At 69.3% G+C, this 17,107-nt stretch carries 13 protein-coding genes; 7 read left to right on the forward strand and 6 right to left on the reverse strand.

The window, feature by feature from the left end; all coding sequences use genetic code 11:
• Window positions 1-23: 23 nt before the first annotated feature.
• The 3 genes from acnD to prpB form a co-directional block, all read right to left on the reverse strand.
• The gene (acnD, locus tag AC3ITM_RS14090; RefSeq protein WP_489265831.1) at window positions 24-2,639 is read right to left on the reverse strand and encodes a Fe/S-dependent 2-methylisocitrate dehydratase AcnD; all 2,616 of its coding nucleotides are present in this window, start codon (window positions 2,637-2,639) and stop codon (window positions 24-26) included.
• Between the two features lie 138 nt (window positions 2,640-2,777).
• The gene (gene prpC / locus AC3ITM_RS14095) at window positions 2,778-3,935 is read right to left on the reverse strand and encodes a bifunctional 2-methylcitrate synthase/citrate synthase (RefSeq protein WP_489265833.1); all 1,158 of its coding nucleotides are present in this window, start codon (window positions 3,933-3,935) and stop codon (window positions 2,778-2,780) included.
• Between the two features lie 28 nt (window positions 3,936-3,963).
• The gene (gene prpB / locus AC3ITM_RS14100) at window positions 3,964-4,854 is read right to left on the reverse strand and encodes a methylisocitrate lyase (protein ID WP_489265835.1); all 891 of its coding nucleotides are present in this window, start codon (window positions 4,852-4,854) and stop codon (window positions 3,964-3,966) included.
• Window positions 4,855-5,011: 157 nt separating this feature from the next.
• On the opposite strand from prpB, the gene prpR reads away from it, so the two are divergent.
• Entirely contained in the window at window positions 5,012-6,622 is a 1,611-nt protein-coding gene (gene prpR, locus AC3ITM_RS14105) for a propionate catabolism operon regulatory protein PrpR (protein ID WP_489265837.1), read from the forward strand.
• Between the two features lie 141 nt (window positions 6,623-6,763).
• Here prpR and pdxH read toward each other — a convergent pair whose 3' ends face one another.
• Window positions 6,764-7,363 (reverse strand): pyridoxamine 5'-phosphate oxidase, encoded by a 600-nt coding sequence (pdxH, locus tag AC3ITM_RS14110; RefSeq protein ID WP_489265839.1) that lies wholly within the window; start codon window positions 7,361-7,363, stop codon window positions 6,764-6,766.
• 41 nt (window positions 7,364-7,404) lie between these two features.
• On the opposite strand from pdxH, the gene AC3ITM_RS14115 reads away from it, so the two are divergent.
• Window positions 7,405-8,232, forward strand: coding sequence for a kinase (locus AC3ITM_RS14115; protein ID WP_489265841.1), 828 nt, complete (start codon window positions 7,405-7,407; stop codon window positions 8,230-8,232).
• 20 nt (window positions 8,233-8,252) lie between these two features.
• Here AC3ITM_RS14115 and AC3ITM_RS14120 read toward each other — a convergent pair whose 3' ends face one another.
• Complete coding sequence (locus AC3ITM_RS14120) at window positions 8,253-8,456, reverse strand: dodecin family protein (RefSeq protein ID WP_228884194.1); 204 nt, start codon at window positions 8,454-8,456, stop codon at window positions 8,253-8,255.
• A gap of 95 nt (window positions 8,457-8,551) precedes the next feature.
• Here AC3ITM_RS14120 and AC3ITM_RS14125 point away from each other — a divergent pair, with 95 nt between their 5' ends.
• The 5 genes from AC3ITM_RS14125 (at window position 8,552) to mdtD (ending at window position 13,226) form a co-directional block, all read left to right on the forward strand.
• Window positions 8,552-9,094, forward strand: a complete 543-nt coding sequence (locus AC3ITM_RS14125; RefSeq protein ID WP_228884193.1) for a shikimate kinase — start codon at window positions 8,552-8,554, stop codon at window positions 9,092-9,094.
• Window positions 9,091-10,200 carry a 3-dehydroquinate synthase gene (gene aroB / locus AC3ITM_RS14130; RefSeq protein ID WP_489265843.1) on the forward strand — a complete coding sequence of 370 codons (1,110 nt, stop codon included), beginning with the start codon at window positions 9,091-9,093 and terminating at the stop codon, window positions 10,198-10,200. Before AC3ITM_RS14125 ends, aroB begins: the two co-directional genes overlap by 4 nt.
• A 71-nt stretch (window positions 10,201-10,271) precedes the next feature.
• Window positions 10,272-10,523, forward strand: a complete 252-nt coding sequence (locus AC3ITM_RS14135) for a WGR domain-containing protein (protein ID WP_489265845.1) — start codon at window positions 10,272-10,274, stop codon at window positions 10,521-10,523.
• 63 nt (window positions 10,524-10,586) lie between these two features.
• A complete protein-coding gene (hemE, locus tag AC3ITM_RS14140; RefSeq protein WP_489265847.1) occupies window positions 10,587-11,660 on the forward strand; it encodes a uroporphyrinogen decarboxylase in 1,074 nt (357 codons plus the stop codon).
• Window positions 11,661-11,822: 162 nt separating this feature from the next.
• Window positions 11,823-13,226: a multidrug transporter subunit MdtD gene (gene mdtD, locus AC3ITM_RS14145; protein ID WP_489265849.1), complete on the forward strand. Its 1,404-nt coding sequence runs from the start codon at window positions 11,823-11,825 to the stop codon at window positions 13,224-13,226.
• A 63-nt stretch (window positions 13,227-13,289) separates the two neighbouring features.
• Here mdtD and AC3ITM_RS14150 read toward each other — a convergent pair whose 3' ends face one another.
• Window positions 13,290-16,808, reverse strand: coding sequence for a hybrid sensor histidine kinase/response regulator (locus AC3ITM_RS14150; protein WP_489265851.1), 3,519 nt, complete (start codon window positions 16,806-16,808; stop codon window positions 13,290-13,292).
• Between the last annotated feature and the right edge of the window lie 299 nt (window positions 16,809-17,107).

A 17,107-nucleotide genomic window follows, 5' to 3' on the forward strand; every position in this document is an offset into this window, starting at 1 on the left:
GGCCGCCAGGTTGCAACGCTGGGTCACGCCGCCTGCGAGGCTTCCAGGAAATCCTGGGCAAACCGCTGCAGCACGCCGCCGGCTTCGTAGATGGATGCCTCCTCGGCGGTGTCCAGGCGGCAGGTGACCGGCACCCGCAGCTGTTCACCGTTGCGGCGGTGGATCACCAGGGTCAGTTCGGCACGTGGCAGGCGATCGCCGAGCACGTCGAAGGTTTCGGTGCCGTCGATGCCCAGGGTCTTGCGGTTGACGCCGTCCTTGAACTCCAGCGGCAGCACGCCCATGCCGATCAGGTTGGTGCGGTGGATGCGTTCGAAGCCTTCGGCCGCGATGGCCTCCACGCCGGCCAGGCGCACGCCCTTGGCAGCCCAGTCGCGCGAGCTGCCCTGGCCGTAGTCGGCACCGGCAATGATGATCAGCGGCTGCTTGCGCGCCATGTAGGTCTCGATCGCCTCCCACATGCGGGTGACCTGCCCTTCGGGCTCCACGCGCGCCAGCGAGCCCTGCTTGACCTGGCCATCGACCACGGCCATTTCGTTGATCAGCTTGGGGTTGGCGAAGGTGGCGCGCTGCGCGGTGAGGTGGTCGCCGCGGTGGGTGGCGTAGGAATTGAAGTCTTCCTCGGGCAGGCCCATCTTCGCCAGGTACTCACCGGCCGCACTGCCGGCCAGGATCGCGTTGGACGGGGACAGGTGGTCGGTGGTGATGTTGTCGCCCAGCACCGCCAGCGGCCGCATGCCGCTGAGCGAGCGCTCGCCGGCCAGCGCGCCTTCCCAGTACGGCGGGCGGCGGATATAGGTGCTCTGCCCGCGCCACGCGTACAGCGGGCTGATCGGTGCACCGTGTTCGACCTTGAAGGTGAACATCGGTTCGTAGACCTGGCGGAACTGTTCGGGCTTGACGCAGGCCTTGACCACCGCGTCGATCTCCGCGTCGCTGGGCCACAGGTCCTTCAAGGTGATCGGGCTGCCGTCGGCAGCATGGCCGAGCGCGTCCTTTTCGATGTCAAAGCGCACCGTGCCGGCGATGGCATAGGCCACCACCAGCGGCGGCGAGGCCAGGAAGGCCTGCTTGGCATACGGATGGATGCGGCCATCGAAGTTGCGGTTGCCCGACAGCACCGCGGTGGCGTACAGATCGCGGTCGATCACTTCCTGCTGGATCGCCGGGTCCAGCGCGCCGCTCATGCCGTTGCAGGTGGTGCAGGCGAAGCCGACGATGCCAAAGCCCATCTGCTCCAGCTCGCCCAGCAGGCCGGCTTCCTCCAGGTACAGCTGCACCGCCTTGGAACCCGGCGCCAGCGAGCTCTTCACCCACGGTTTGCGGGTCAGCCCGGCACGGTTGGCGTTGCGCGCCAGCAAGGCCGCGGAAATCACATTGCGCGGGTTGCTGGTATTGGTGCAGCTGGTGATGGCGGCGATGATTACCGCGCCATCGGGCATCAGACCCTGGGCCTGTTCCAGCTTGCCCGACGCCAGCTTGGCCTGGTCGGCGATGCCGCGCGCGGCCAGCTCGCTGGTGGCCACCCGCTTGTGCGGGTTGGACGGGCCGGCCATGTTGCGCACCACGCTGGACAGGTCGAACTGCAGCACGCGTTCGTACTGCACGTTGGCCAGGTCGTCCGCCCACAGGCCGGTGGCCTTGGCGTAGGCTTCCACCAGCTGCACCTGGGCTTCCTCGCGGCCGGTCAGGCGCAGGTAGTCCAGGGTCTGCTGGTCGATGGAGAACATCGCCGCGGTGGCGCCGAACTCCGGGGTCATGTTGGAAATGGTGGCGCGGTCGCCGATGGTCAGCGCGGTGGCGCCCTCGCCGAAGAACTCGATCCAGGCACCGACCACGCGCTGGGCGCGCAGGAACTCGGTCAGGGCCAGCACGATGTCGGTGCAGGTGATGCCCGGCTGCGGGCGGCCGCTGAGCTGCACGCCGATGATGTCGGGCAGGCGCATCCACGAGGCGCGGCCGAGCATCACGCTTTCCGCTTCCAGGCCGCCTACGCCGATGGCGATCACGCCCAGCGCATCCACGTGCGGGGTATGGCTGTCGGTGCCCACGCAGGTATCGGGGAAGGCCACCCCGTCGCGCACCTGGATCACCGGCGACATCTTCTCCAGATTGATCTGGTGCATGATGCCGTTGCCCGGCGGGATCACATCGACGTTCTTGAACGCCTTCTTGGTCCAGTTGATGAAGTGGAAGCGGTCTTCATTGCGGCGGTCTTCGACGGCGCGGTTCTTCTCGAACGCAGCCCGGTCGAAGCCGGGGTATTCCACCGCCAGCGAGTGGTCCACGATCAGCTGGGTGGGCACCACCGGGTTGATCTGGGCCGGGTCGCCACCGGCATCGGCGATCGCATCGCGCAGGCCGGCCAGGTCCACCAGCGCAGTCTGGCCGAGGATGTCATGGCACACCACGCGGGCCGGGAACCAGGGGAAATCCATGTCCTGGCGGCGCTCGATCAGCTGCCGCAGCGAGGCCTCCAGGGCAGCCGGGTCGCAACGGCGCACCAGGTTCTCGGCCAGCACGCGCGAGGTGTACGGCAGCGTGGCATAGGCGCCGGGCTGGATCGCGTCGACGGCGGCGCGGGTGTCGAAATAGTCCAGCGAGGTGCCGGGAAGGTTCTTGCGGTACTCAGTATTCATGGCTGGCGATGGCTGCTTGTTGGCGGGCCGGGGCGTGGTGGCACCGGCCAAAGGGGGGCTGCGACGCCGCAGCGGAGACAGGCCGGGCTGGCCGGCCCGCTCCGCACCGCACCCGTTGCCGGGTGCGGTACGTCTACATCAGCTGCGCTGGTCGATCGGCACGAAAGCCTGGTCTTCCGGCCCGGTATAGTTGGCGCTGGGGCGGATGATCTTGCCGTCGATGCGCTGTTCGATGATGTGCGCGCTCCAGCCGGAGGTGCGCGCGATCACGAACAGCGGGGTGAACATCGCCGTCGGCACGCCCATCATGTGGTAGCTCACCGCGCTGAACCAGTCCAGGTTCGGGAACATCTTCTTGACGTCCCACATCACCGTTTCCAGGCGCTCGGCGATGTCGAACATCTTGACGTTCTGCTGCTCGGCCGACAGCTCGCGCGCCACTTCCTTGATCACGTTGTTGCGCGGGTCGCTGACCGTATACACCGGGTGGCCGAAGCCGATCACCACTTCCTTGCGTTCCACCCGCGCCTTGATGTCGGCCTCGGCATCATCGGGGTTGTCGTAACGCTTCTGCACTTCGAAGGCCACTTCATTGGCGCCACCGTGCTTGGGGCCGCGCAGCGCGCCGATGCCGCCGGTGATGCAGCTGTACATGTCGCTGCCGGTGCCGGCGATGACCCGGCAGGCGAAGGTCGACGCGTTGAACTCGTGTTCGGCGTACAGGATCAGCGAGGTGTGCATCGCCTTCACCCACGAGTCCTGCGGCTTCTCGCCGTGCAGCAGGTGCAGAAAGTGGCCACCGATGGAGTCGTCGTCGGTTTCCACGTCGATCGCGCGGCCGTTGTGGCTCCAGTGGTACCAGTACAGCAGCATCGAGCCCAGGCAGGCCATCAGCTTGTCGGCGATGTCGCGCGCGCCGGGATGGTTGTGGTCGTCCTTCTCCGGCGACACGCAGCCCAGCACCGACACGCCGGTGCGCATCACGTCCATCGGGTGCGCCGACGGCGGCAGTTCTTCCAGCGCGGCCTTGACCGCCGCCGGGATGCCGCGCAGCGACTTCAGCTTGGTCTTGTAGGCCACCAGCTCGGCGCGGGTGGGCAGCTTGCCGTGCACCAGCAGGTGGGCGATTTCCTCGAACTCGCTGGTGTTGGCCAGGTCCAGGATGTCATAGCCGCGGTAGTGCAGGTCGTTGCCGCTGCGGCCGACGGTGCACAGCGCGGTGTTGCCGGCGGCGGTGCCCGACAGGGCGACGGATTTCTTCGGCTTGAAGCCGGGTGCAGTAGTGGTTTCGCTCATGATCCCTCCGGAAAACAATGGTGCGGCGTTACTTCTTGGCGGCGAACAGCGCGTCGAGCTGCTGCTCGAAGGCGTGGTAGCCGATACGGTCGTAGAGTTCCTCGCGCGTCTGCATCGCCTCGACCACGTTACGCTGGTGGCCGTCGCGGCGAATGGTCTCATACACGTTCTCGGCGGCCTTGTTGGCCGCGCGGAACGCCGACAGCGGGAACAGCTGGATGGCCACCCCGGCCGAGGCCAGTTCGTCGCGGGTGAACAGCGGGGTCTTGCCGAACTCGGTGATGTTGGCCAGCACCGGCGCCTTCACCGCATCGACGAAGCGGCGGTAGGTGGCCAGGTCGTAGGCGGCCTCGGCGAAGATGCCATCGGCGCCGGCCTCCACGCAGGCGATGGCGCGTTCGATCGCCGCGTCCACGCCATCGACCTGGATCGCATCGGTGCGCGCGATCAGGAAGAAGTCCGGATCGGTCTTGGCATCGGCGGCGGCCTTCACCCGATCCACCATCTCGCCCTGGGTGACGATTTCCTTGCCCGGGCGGTGGCCGCAGCGCTTGGCGCCGACCTGGTCTTCGATATGGCAGGCGGCCGCGCCGGCCTTGATCAGCGACTTCACCGTGCGCGCGATGTTGAACGCGCTGGGCCCGAAGCCGGTGTCGATATCGACCATCAGCGGCAGGTCGCACACATCGGTGATCCGGCGCACGTCGATCAGCACGTCTTCCAGGGTGTTGATGCCCAGGTCCGGCAGGCCCAGCGAACCGGCCGCCACGCCGCCGCCGGACAGGTAGATGGCGCGGTAGCCGGCGCGCTGGGCCAGCAGGGCGTGGTTGGCATTGATCGCACCGATCACCTGCAGCGGCGATTCGGCGGCGAGCGCGGCGCGGAAGCGGGCGCCGGCGGAAGAAACTTGGGTGCTCATGCGGCATTCCATCGTGGTTGACCGGGTGACGGGCGCAAGGGCCGTGCCAACTGGCAAGTGTCTGATTCCATTGAGACAGCGCAGTGGCAACAGCGTTTCACTCTGAAACATTGAAACACCTGTAACATGGATGGAACTGAAACATTGAAACGCCGCCATGTCGATCAGCCTGCCCCGCCATCGCCCCCGCCTGCCCGACCCGGACCCCGGCAGCCTGCCGGTGATCTGGACGGTGAGCGTGTCGCGCCTGACCGGCCTGCTCGGCGATGTGATCCCCGAGTTCGACCGCCGCGCGCGGATCGTGCCGATCAACCTGGGCTTTGAGGAAGCGGTGGATGTGATCGGCCAGCGCCTGCGTCGCGAGCACTGCGACGTGGTGATCGCCGGCGGCTCCAACGCCGCCTACCTGCGCAGCCGGCTGGAAGTACCGCTGGTGCCGATCCAGGCCAACGGCTTCGACCTGATGGAAGCGCTGGCGCGCGCGCGCCGGATCGCACCGCGGATCGGGCTGGTCACCCACGCCACCGACGTGCCCACCTTCGGCAGCTTCCAGCACAGCTTCGGGCTGGACATCGAGCACCGCCGCTTCGTCACCCGCGAGGATGCGCGCGACTGCATCGCCGACCTGCGCGCCAACGGCATCGAGGTGATCGTCGGCACCGGCATGGCGATCGACCATGCCGAACAGGTCGGCCTGCCCGGGGTGCTGCTGTACTCGGCCGATTCGGTGCGGCAGGCGTTCGAACACGCGCTGGAGCTGACCCAGACCCTGGCCCGCTCCGGCGCGCCCTCGCCCCGTCGGCACGCGCCGGCCAGGCGCCGCGAGGCCGACCACGCCCTGCTCGGCGACAGCGCGGCGATGCAGCAGCTGCGTGCGCAGATCGCGCTGTATGCCCCGCACCAGAGCACCGTGCTGGTCACCGGCGCCACCGGCACCGGCAAGGAACTGGTGGCGCGGCAACTGCATGCCGCCAGCGGCCGCCGTGGTCGTTTCATCGCACTGAACTGCGGGGCGATCAGCGAGTCGCTGCTGGAAGCCGAACTGTTCGGCTACAACGAAGGTGCCTTCACCGGCGCGCGCCGCGGGGGCCGGGTCGGCCTGGTCGAGGCCGCCGAGGGCGGCACCCTGTTCCTGGATGAAATCGGCGAACTGCCGCTGCCGCTGCAGACCCGGCTGCTGCGCGTGCTGGAAGAGCGCGAAGTGCTGCGGGTCGGCGCCACCGAACCGACCCCGGTGGATGTGCGGGTGGTGGCCGCCACCCTGCAGACGCTGGAAACCCTGGTGGACGCGCAACGCTTCCGGCGCGACCTGTATTACCGGCTGGCCGCGCTGCGGATCGACCTGCCGACCCTGCACGAACACCGCCAGGACATCCCGCTGCTGGTCGCGCATTTCTTCCAGCTGCTTGGCACGATGGCCTCCCCGCTCAGCGCCGAGGCCCTGCAGCGACTGTGCGATTACGCCTGGCCGGGCAATGTGCGCGAGCTGCGCAACCTGGTCGACCGGCTGCGCATCCATTGGCCGGCCGGGCAGGGCGCGCTGTCGCTGGCGCAGATGCTGGCGTGGTTGCCCGAGCTGCACGGCCAGCCCCGTCCATCCGGCGCAACCGGCACCGCGTTGCCGGCGGCCGTTAGCGCACGCCCGGCAGCGGCCGACCTGCAGCAGCTGCTGGCCGACTGCGGCGGCAACCGCGAACAGGCCGCCGCGCAGCTGGGCATATCGCGCACCACGCTGTGGCGTTGGTTGCGCGAGGCGGCCGCCACGTAACGGAGACCCTCGCGCCGACACGGAAAGCATCCACGCATGGCGTGGATCTACGCCATGCCGGCCTCGAATCCACGGCGTTCTACCCACCGGACGTAGATCCACGCCATGCGTGGATGCCGCGCGCAGCGCGGCCGGCCACCGTTACGGGAACAACAACCGCTTGCTCCACTGCCCGTCCGCACCAGCCTCATAACACCAGCGTTCATGCAGGCGGAACTGCGCGCCATACCAGAACTCGATGCGCGCCGGCACCACCCGCAGCCCGCTCCAGCCCTGCGGGCGCGGCACGTCCCGGCCCTGGAAACGCTGCTCCACCTCGGCCACGCGCGCATCGAACTGCTCGCGCGATGCCAGCGTCTGCGACTGCAGCGACGCCCACGCGCCGATCTGGCTCATGCGCGGGCGCGAGGCGAAGTAGGCGTCGGCCTCGGCATCGCTGACCGGCTCCACGCGGCCTTCAATGCGCACCTGGATGCCCGCTTCGCGCAGGCTGCGCCACAGGAACAGCAGCGCGGCCTGCGGATTGGCCTGCAGTTCGCGGCCCTTGTGGCTGTCCAGGTGGGTGTAGAACACAAAGCCACGCGCATCGAACGCCTTCAGCAGCACCGTCCGCGCGGAGGGCTGGCGGTTCTGGTCGGCGGTGGCCACCGTCATCGCATTGGGTTCGACTTCGTTGCTGGCCTTGGCCTCTTCGAACAGCCCTGCAAAGGTGGACAACGCTTCGGCATACAGATCGGTCATGGTTGGTTTTTTGCCACACGGTTTGGGTTTATTGTCGCTGCATGCCTGCACCTGCGTACATGCCCCCGAGCAGAGGTTTTCCGGACGCGCTGGTCGCCCAGGCGCTGGACGACGCACTGAGCTGCACCGCCACCACCCCAGTATTGGCGATCAGCGGCCTGCAGGGGAGCGGCAAATCGACGCTGGCCGCCCAGGTGGTCGCACTGGCGGAAAAGCGCGGCCTGCGTGCGGCCATGCTCTCCATCGATGATGTCTATTTCACCCGCGCCCAGCGCCAACGCCTGGCCCGGCAGGTGCATCCGCTGCTGCTGACCCGCGGGCCGCCGGGTACCCACGACCTGGCGCTGGCCCACGCCACCTTGGACGCGGTCGCAGCTGGCGGCCCGGTCGCCCTGCCCCGCTTCGACAAACTCGCCGACGAGCGCCTGCCCGAGGGCGACTGGCCGCGCATCGACGGCCCGCTCGACCTGCTGGTGTTCGAAGGCTGGTTCCTGGGCACACCGGCCCAGGCCCAGGCCGAGCTGGAGCCGCCGCTCAATGCGCTGGAACGCGAGGCGGACGCCGACGGACGCTGGCGGCGGTACTGCAACCAGGCCCTGGCCGAGCACTACCCGGCGCTGTGGCAACGCTGCCACCGCCTGTGGTTCCTGCAGCCGCCGGATTTTTCGGTGGTACCGCGCTGGCGCTGGCAACAGGAGCAGCACCTGCAGGCCGCCCAGCCCGGGCGCAGCAGCATGAGCCGGGCCCAGCTGGAGCGTTTCGTGCAGTACTACGAACGGGTCAGCCGCCAGGCCCTGCGCACCCTGCCGGCGCGGGCCGACCGGGTGATCGCGCTGGATGCGCAGCGGCAGATCATCGCCCGGCCCTGACCCCGGGCGACGCGCCGGCCTCAGCTGACCAGGAAGGTCACCCGCAGGTTGACCCGCCACTCCTTGACGTTGCCGTCGCCATCGGTGGTGACCTTGGTTTCATTGATCCAGGCGCCCTGGATGCCCTTCACCGTTTCGGACACTTTCTTCAGCCCGCTGCGCACCGCATCCTCCACGCTGGTGGTGGAAGAGGCGTTGATCTCGATGATTTTGGCCACTGACATGGGTCGCTCCGGCTGCGCGCGGAACATTCCGCACCGCCCCATGATGGGCGCCGGCGCGTAAAGGCGGCGACACGGAGGTGTTAGCATCGCCGGTAATGAATCCCGCTCCGAACCTCGTCCTGATCGGCCCGATGGGCGCCGGCAAAACCTGCATCGGGCGCCGCCTGGCCGAACGCTTCACCCTGGACTTCGTCGATGCCGACCAGGCCATCGTCGACGCCACCGGGGCCAGCATCCCGGCGATCTTCGAGCACGCCGGCGAAGCCGGCTTCCGCCAGCACGAACGCCAGGTGCTGCAGGCGCTGCTGGCCGGCCGCAACCAACTGGTATCCACAGGGGGCGGCGCGGTGCTGGACCCCGACAACCGCGCGGCCATCGCCGAACGCGGCTTTGTGGTCTACCTGCGGGTCAGCGTGGCCGCCCAGCTGGACCGGCTGGCCCGCGACCGCACCCGCCCGCTGTTGCAGCGCCCGGACCGCGAGGACGTGCTGCACGCGATGGCCGCGTTGCGCGACCCGCTGTACCGCGGACTGGCCGACCTCACCCTGGATACCGACCTCTACACGCCCGCCGAGGCCACCGCGCAGCTGGTGCTGCGCCTGGCCGCGCAATGGCAGCGACAGGACCCCACCGCATGACCCCCGCCCCCCGTACCGTCGCCGTCGGCGGCGACACCCCCTACACCATCCATATCGGCACGGGCCTGCTGGCCGATGGCGCGCTGCTGGCCAGGCATGTCCGCGGCCGCCACGTGCTGCTGTTCAGCGACTCGCACGTGGCGCCGCTGTACCTGGCCGGGGTCAAGGCCGCACTGCTGGCCGCGCGCCCGGACCTGCTGGTCGGGGAACTGGTGCTGCCGGCCGGCGAAGCCTCCAAGACCCTGGCCAACTTCGGCGCGGCGATCAGCGCCCTGGCCGCGCTCGGCGCCACCCGCGATGCCTGCGTGCTGGCCCTGGGCGGCGGCGTGGCCGGCGACCTGGCCGGGTTTGCCGCGGCATGCTGGATGCGCGGGGTGGACGTGGTGCAGCTGCCGACCTCGCTGCTGGCGATGGTCGATTCCTCGGTGGGCGGCAAGACCGCGGTGGACATCCCCGAAGGCAAGAACCTGGTCGGCGCCTTCCATCCGCCGCGCGCGGTGATCGCCGACACCGCCGCGCTGCGCACCCTGCCGCCGCGCGAGCTGCGCGCCGGGCTGGCCGAAGTCATCAAGTACGGCGCCATCGGCGACCCGCTGTTCTTCCAGTGGCTGCAGGCCGAACACGCCGCGCTGCTGGCCGGCGACGACACCGCGCTGGCCCAGGCGATCGCGCGCAGCTGCGAGCACAAGGCCGACATCGTCGCGCGCGATCCACTGGAAAAGGGCGAGCGCGCCCTGCTCAACCTGGGCCACACCTTCGGCCACGCGATCGAGACCGAACAGGGCTACGGCGCGCCGGGCAACGACAACCTCAACCACGGCGAAGCGGTGGCGGTGGGGATGGTGCTGGCCGCGCGCCTGTCGGCCCGGCTGGGCATGAGCAGTGAGGCCGACACCGAGCAGCTGCGCGCGCTGCTGCTGCGCTACGAGCTGCCGGTGGCCATTCCGGCCGGGCTGGCCGCCCAGGCCCTGCTGGGGCGCATGCGGCTGGACAAGAAGAACCTCGCCGGCCGCCTGCGCCTGGTGCTGTGGCGTGGCATCGGCCGTGCCGAAGTGGTGGCCGATGTCGACGAAGCCGAGGTACTGCAGGTGCTCGCCGCCGGCTGAGCCTGCGACGTTCCGCCGCACCGGCCGCCACGCCAGCGGCCACCCCTGGCGTTCGCGGCTACAATCGAGGCATGCGCGTCTTCCTGCAACAACCTGCCCGCGGTGCCGATCCGGCCCGTTACCTCCAGCTCACCCTGCAACCGGACCTGTTCGGCGGCTGGGAGCTGTTGCACGAGTCCGGCCCGCTCGGCGGGCGCGGCAAGCTGCGGCGCGAACTCTACCTGCAGCAGGACCAGGCCCAGGCCGAGTTCGAGAAAGCCCGCGATGCGCACCTCCATCGCGGCTACGCCATCACCTATGCCAGCGGCGATACGCCGCCCTGAGCGGCCCGCGCGCCGCCTGATTCCCCTTCGGCCCTGCGCCACCAGATTCCAAGGAAGCGTCCCGTGACCAGCCCCTCCCGCCATGACCGCCTGCTGCGCGCCCTGCGCCGCGAACCGGTGGACTGCACTCCCGTCTGGCTGATGCGCCAGGCCGGCCGCTACCTGCCCGAATACCGCGCCACCCGGGCCAAGGCCGGCAGCTTCCTGGCCATGGCCAAGACCCCGGACATCGCCTGCGAAGTCACCCTGCAGCCGCTGCGCCGCTTCGACCTGGATGCGGCGATCCTGTTCTCGGACATCCTCACCATTCCCGACGCGATGGGCCTGGAGCTGTACTTCGTCGATGGCGAAGGCCCCAAGTTCCGCCACCCGGTGCGCGATGCCGCCGCGATCGCCCGGCTGGCCGTACCGGACATGGAAACCGAACTGCGCTACGTCATGGATGCGGTGCGGGTGATCCGCCGGGAACTGGACGGCAAGGTGCCGCTGATCGGCTTCTCCGGCAGCCCGTGGACCCTGGCCTGCTACATGGTCGAAGGCGGCGGCAGCAAGGACTTCGCCCGGATCAAGGCGATGGCCCTGAACGAGCCGGCCGCGCTGCACCAGCTGCTGTCGGTGGTCACCGATGCGGTCATCGCCTACCTGGCCGCGCAGCGCGCCGCCGGCGCGCAGGTACTGCAGGTGTTCGACACCTGGGGCGGCGTGCTCAGCCCGTCGATGTACCGCGAATTCTCGCTGCGCTACCTGACCCGCATCGCACAGGAACTCGAGCGCGGCCAGGGCGACCAGCGCACGCCGCTGATCCTGTTCGGCAAGGGCACCGGCCTGCACCTGGGCGCGCTGGCCGACACCGGCGCCGATGCGCTCGGCGTGGACTGGACCCTGGACCTGGCCGACGCGCTGGCCCGCACCGGCGGCCGCGTCGCCCTGCAGGGCAACCTCGACCCGACCACCCTGTACGGCAACCCCGAGGCGATCGAACGCGCCGCCGGCCTAGTGCTGGACAACTACGCCCAGGGCAATGGCGGCTCGCGCGAGGGCCATGTGTTCAACCTGGGGCACGGCATGTCGCCGGACATGAATCCCGAGCATGTCGGTGTGCTGGTGGACGCCGTGCATCGGTTGAGCCGGCGCTGATTCGCTGCCGGACGGAGGACAGCCGGGCAGAGCCCGGCGCTACGTGGTGGCGTGTTCCGATCGTTGCCGCGCCGCGCGCGGCCAGCCGAGCATGGCTCGGCTCTACCATTTCTTGATCCCACATCGGCGATCATGGGCACCTCGTTGACGCAGGTACCCCCGATGACGACCAGCAGCTACGCCTCGATCCGGCCCTTGTTGTGGCTGGTGTCGCTGGCGATCTTCATGCAGATGCTGGATTCGACCATCGTCAACACCGCCCTGCCGGCGATGGCCCGCAGCCTCGGTGAAAGCCCGCTGCAGATGCAGTCGGTGGTGTTCAGTTACGCCCTGGCGGTGGCCACCTTCATCCCCGCCTCCGGCTGGATCGCCGACCGCTACGGCACCCGGCGCACCTTCCTGGTCGCCATCGTCCTGTTCACCCTCGGCTCGCTCGCCTGCGCGCTGGCCCAGACCCTGCACCAGCTGGTCGGCGCGCGCGTGCTGCAGGGCATCGGTGGCGCCATGCTGCTGCCGGTCGGCCGTCTGGCGGTGATGCGCTCGGTTTCCCGCGAAGAATTCCTGCGCGCCATGAGCTTCATCGCCATCCCGGCGCTGATCGGCCCGCTGATCGGCCCCACCCTCGGCGGCTGGCTGGTCGAAGTGGCCTCCTGGCACTGGGTGTTCCTGATCAACCTGCCGATCGGCATCCTCGGCTACCTGGCGGCCATGAAAATCATGCCCGACCACTACGCCGAACACCGCACCCGCTTCGACATCGCCGGCTATCTCATGCTCGCCTTCGGCATGGTGGTGCTCTCCCTGGCCCTGGACGGCATCTCCGGCATGGCCACCCCGCACGCGCTGGTGATGCTGATGACCGTCGCCGGCCTGGCCGCCCTGGTCGGCTACTGGCTGCATGCGGCCAACTCCACCGCCCCGCTGTTCTCGCTGGCCCTGTTCCACGTGCCCAGCTACCGCATCGGCATCCTCGGCAACCTGTTCTCGCGCATCGGCAGCAGTGCCATGCCCCTGCTCATCCCGCTGCTGCTGCAGGTCGGCATGGGCATGAGCCCGATGAAGGCCGGCCTGTTGATGATCCCCGTCGCCGCCGCCGGCATGCTCTCCAAGCGCTATGCGGTCAAGCTGGTCGAACGCTTCGGTTACCGTCGCGTGCTGATGGTCAACACCGTGCTGGTCGGCCTGGCCATGGCCAGCTTCATCTTCATGAGCCCCGGCCAGCCCATGTGGGTACGGGTGATCCAGCTGGCGCTGTTCGGCGCGGTCAACTCGCTGCAGTTCACCGTCATGAACACCGTCACCCTGCGCGACCTGGACCGCGACTTCGCCAGTTCCGGCAACAGCCTGCTGTCGATGGTGATGATGCTGGCCACCGGCTTCGGCGCCGCCGCGGCCGGCAGCCTGCTGGCCGCCTTCGGCCAGCTCGACGCCCTGCATGGCGCCACCGCCGCGCTGCACGCCACCTTCGTCTGCGTCGGCGCCATCACCCTGACCTCCACCGTGATCTTCTGGCAGCTGCCCGACACCCGCCCTTCCCCACGCGAGGTCGAAGAGGTCGCCGAGTAGCATCGGACCGTTGGTCCGATGAGCGGTCAACGCACCAGCGGTCAACGCACCAACGGTGCGTTGCTACCCGCGCAGCGCGCGCGCGATCGCCGCTACCAGCAGGTCGCCGGTCACCGGCTTGCGCAGGAAGCCATTGAAACCGGCCTGGCTCACCTGCTCCTCGATGCCCGGGTCGGTCCGCGCGGTGACCGCCACCAGCGGCATGTCGTAGCCCTGGTTGCGCAGGTGCCCGGCCAGCTCAAGGCCGCCCAGCCCCGGCAGGTCCAGGTCCAGCAGCACCACATCGAACGGCGCCGCGCTCACCTCGCGCAGCGCCGCCAACGCATGCTCGGCATGCACCATCTGGTGCCCGCGCGCGCCGAGCAGGCCGGTGATCACGCTGGCCACGGTCAGGTCGTCTTCGACCAGCAAAATGCGCAGCGGTGGCAGCGCCACGCCATCCACCGCCACCACCTCACCCTCGGCTGTCGCCGCCGCCTGCAACGGCAGCGGCAGGGACACGCTGAAACGCGTGCCCACGCCCAATTGGCTCTCCACCCCGATCTGGCCCTGCATCGCCAGTGCCAGTTCACGGCAGATCGCCAGCCCCAGCCCGCTGCCGCCGTACTGGGCCGCCGTGCGCGCCCCATCGGCCTGTTCGAAGCGGCGGAACAGACGTTGCTGCTGGTCGCTGCCGATGCCCGGCCCGGTATCGGACACCTCGAAATACAGGCCGCCCTCGGCCGACAGCGCGGCCACCTTCAAGCGCACCTCGCCGTGGGTGGTGAACTTGACTGCATTGCCGAGCAGGTTGAGCAGGATCTGCCGCACCCGCACCGCATCGCCAACGCTGCAGGTGCCCGGCGGCAGCGAATTTTCCACCACGAAGCGCAGCTGCTTCTGCTCGGCCAGTGCCGCCATCAGCGTGCACACATCGTCGAGCAGGCTCTGCAGATGGAATGGCTGCGCCTGCAGCTGCAGCTTCCCCGATTCGATCCGGGCCAGATCCAGCGCGTCATTGACCAGGTGCAGCAGATGCTCGCCGGCGTGCCGGATCGATTCGGTCCAGCCGCGCTGGCGCGCATCCAGCGGCGAGCCCAGCAACAACTCGCTCATGCCCAGCACCCCGGTCATCGGGGTGCGCACTTCATGGCCCAGGTTGGCCAGGAAACGGGTCTTGGCCGCCGACGCCTGCTCGGCCAGTTCCTGCTTCTGCAGCGCCAGCTGGTAGGCGTGCCGACGCTGCAGCCGGCGCCGGTACAACCAGGCGAACAGGCTCATCAGCAACAACGCCATCGAGGTCAGCACCAGCAGCCCGGACAGGCTGCGCCACCACGGCGGCTGCACCCGGAACTCCAGTGCCTGCACCCGCGACCAGACCTGGTCGGCCGAACGCGCCTGTACTTCCAGCCGGTAGCTGCCCGGCGGCAGGCGTGAAAACACGCGCTCGCCGGCCGGGCCCACCTCGACCCAATCCGGGTCGTAGCCGGCCAACCGGTAGCGGTAGCTGTTGGAGGACGAATCGGCAAACGACAGCAACCGCGCCACGATGCGCAGGTCGCGGTCGGCATCGGCGATTTCCAGCGGCGCCAGGTGGGTGAGGTCGGCCACCCGGTCGCCCCGGCGCACCTCCACCCGCTCGATCACCAGCGGCGCGCGCCGGTTGGACGGCTTGACCTGGCGCGGGTCGAACACCACCACCCCGGCCGGCGTACCGCCGACGATACGACCACTGGCGGTGCGGGTCAGCGTGCGGCGGCGGAACTCCTGGCTGGGCAGGCCGTCGTGCACCCCATACAGGCGCACATTGCCCAGTTGCGGATCGGCCCGGATCAGGCCGCGCGCGGTGGCCGCCCACACCACCCCCTGCGCATCGACCACCAGCCCGGTCGCCGACACATCCGGGTAGCCCGAACCGGCACCGATCACCGCCTGCAGGGTCAACCGCCCGCCCTTCCAGTGGTACTGGCTCAGCCGGCCTTCCTCGGACAGCCACACGTTGCCATCGTCGGCCACGGCCAGCGCATGCACGGTGGTGGTGGGCGCACCGGGCACCGGCTCGAAGCGCGAACGCGCCGGTACCCACTGCAGCAGCCCCTGCGCAGTGGCCACCCACACGTGGTCCTGTACCCCGCACTGGATGTCCAGCGCCAGCTGCCCGGCGGCCAACCCGGCGTGGCCGACCGCCACCCGGTGCAGCACGCGGCCTTCCAGGTCGCGCTGCTGCAACCCGGTCGAGGCGGCGCTCCACAGGCGCCCGCCATCGCACAGTGCCAGCGATTCGATCTGCCCGTCCATCGCCGCGTCCACCGCCGCATCGCGGCCCCAGCGGCGCAGCGTGGCGTCGTTGGGGTCGTAACGCAGCAGCGCATCGGCCGAACCGATCCAGACCCGGCCGTGGGGGTCTTCCAGCACCGATTGCAGCCATTGGTTGCCATCCACCCAGGTGCGGTGCTGGGTGATGGCGCCACTGACCGGGTCGAACTTGTCCAGCGCCCCGTGCGTCCCCACCGCCCACACCCCGCCATCGGCGGCGGCGGCCATGCCCAGCACATAGGCATTGCGCAACGAGGACGGGTCATCCTCCAGCCGCGACAGCACCGAGAACTGCCACCAGCGCGGCAGCAGGTGCCACAGCCCGCCATTGGTGCTGGCCAGCCAGATGCCGCCCTCGCGATCTTCATAGGCACCGGTCCAGTTCGGCCGCACCTGGCCGCGGGCCACCGCGCTGTACAGGGGCACCTGCTGGAACTGGTTGTCGTAGGCGCGGCCCAGGCCCGAACGGGTATCCAGCCAGTAGCCGCCCTGCTCGTCGCGCAGCATCATGCCCAGGATCTGGTCGCCGGCCGATACCTTCCACGGCGCCGGTTCGTAGCGGCCGTCCGGGCGACGCACCACCACCCCGGCATTGGTACTGATCCACAGGCTGCCATCGAGTTCGGCGGTCAGGCCGTTGATCAGCGCCTCGGGCAGATAGGCATTGGGCACGCGCTCGAAATCGCTTCCGGTCCAGCGCGCCAGCCCGGCCTTGGTGCCCACCCACAGGCTGCCATCGCGGGTGGTGGCCAGGTGGGTGACCGATGCGGCCGGCAGGCTGCGCGGATTGCCGCGCTCGGGCATGAAACCGGTCACCTTGCCGTCGCGCTCCAGCCGATACAGACCGCCTTCATAGGTGCCGAACCACAGCGTGCCGTCGGCGGTGGAGGTGATGCTCCAGATGGTGTTGCTGCCGATGGTGGGATGGCTGCTGCGGTCGAAGAAGCGCATCTCGCGGCGGTCGGCCGACATCATCACCAGCCCGGCATTCTCGGTGCCGATCCACAACTGGTTGCGCGCATCCACGTGCACGCTCCAGACGTGGTTGTCGCGCAGGCCGTCCTCGGCGCGCCAGATCCGGTAGTTGCGCCCGTCGTAGCGGGCCAGGCCGTCGTTGGTGGCGATCCACAGGTAGCCGTAGCCGTCCTCGGCCATACGGTTGACCGTATTGGACGGCAGCCCGTCGAACACGGTCAGCTGGCGCGGCGTCGGTGGCACCGGCTGGGCCACGGCCAGAACCGGCCACAGCCAGGCCATCACAAGCAGCAGGCAACGCAGAGGCACCACCAAGGGATCTCCCGAATCGGTCCGAGGAAGCACACCAGGGACGGCAACCGCAACGACGCCGGCCGCCTGGCGGTCCCGGGCCAGACCTGCATGGTAAACGGTTCGCCGCGCAGCGACGATCGGCCTGGCCGGTGCGGGCGCGCAGCATCGGCGACAGCGCCGGCACCGGCACGACCACCGCCTGCCGGTGCCCACTTGCAGGCCGCCCCTCGTCCGCCCCCTCACCCCTGCCGCGGCTGTCCCACCGCCGCAACGGCAGGACGGCAGTGGGCGTGCCGCGGGGTCATGTCGGGGACGAC

The sequence above is a fragment of the Stenotrophomonas sp. KH_029 genome, assembly GCF_057839765.1.

Bases quoted from the DNA above. Each gene is read 5' to 3' on its own strand.
- acnD (WP_489265831.1), bottom strand. From the start codon at position 2,639: ATGAATACTGAGTACCGCAAGAACCTTCCCGGCACCTCGCTGGACTAT.
- prpC (WP_489265833.1), bottom strand. From the start codon at position 3,935: ATGAGCGAAACCACTACTGCACCCGGCTTCAAGCCGAAGAAATCCGTC.
- prpB (WP_489265835.1), bottom strand. From the start codon at position 4,854: ATGAGCACCCAAGTTTCTTCCGCCGGCGCCCGCTTCCGCGCCGCGCTC.
- prpR (WP_489265837.1), top strand. From the start codon at position 5,012: ATGTCGATCAGCCTGCCCCGCCATCGCCCCCGCCTGCCCGACCCGGAC.
- pdxH (WP_489265839.1), bottom strand. From the start codon at position 7,363: ATGACCGATCTGTATGCCGAAGCGTTGTCCACCTTTGCAGGGCTGTTC.
- AC3ITM_RS14115 (WP_489265841.1), top strand. From the start codon at position 7,405: ATGCCTGCACCTGCGTACATGCCCCCGAGCAGAGGTTTTCCGGACGCG.
- AC3ITM_RS14120 (WP_228884194.1), bottom strand. From the start codon at position 8,456: ATGTCAGTGGCCAAAATCATCGAGATCAACGCCTCTTCCACCACCAGC.
- AC3ITM_RS14125 (WP_228884193.1), top strand. From the start codon at position 8,552: ATGAATCCCGCTCCGAACCTCGTCCTGATCGGCCCGATGGGCGCCGGC.
- aroB (WP_489265843.1), top strand. From the start codon at position 9,091: ATGACCCCCGCCCCCCGTACCGTCGCCGTCGGCGGCGACACCCCCTAC.
- AC3ITM_RS14135 (WP_489265845.1), top strand. From the start codon at position 10,272: ATGCGCGTCTTCCTGCAACAACCTGCCCGCGGTGCCGATCCGGCCCGT.
- mdtD (WP_489265849.1), top strand. From the start codon at position 11,823: ATGACGACCAGCAGCTACGCCTCGATCCGGCCCTTGTTGTGGCTGGTG.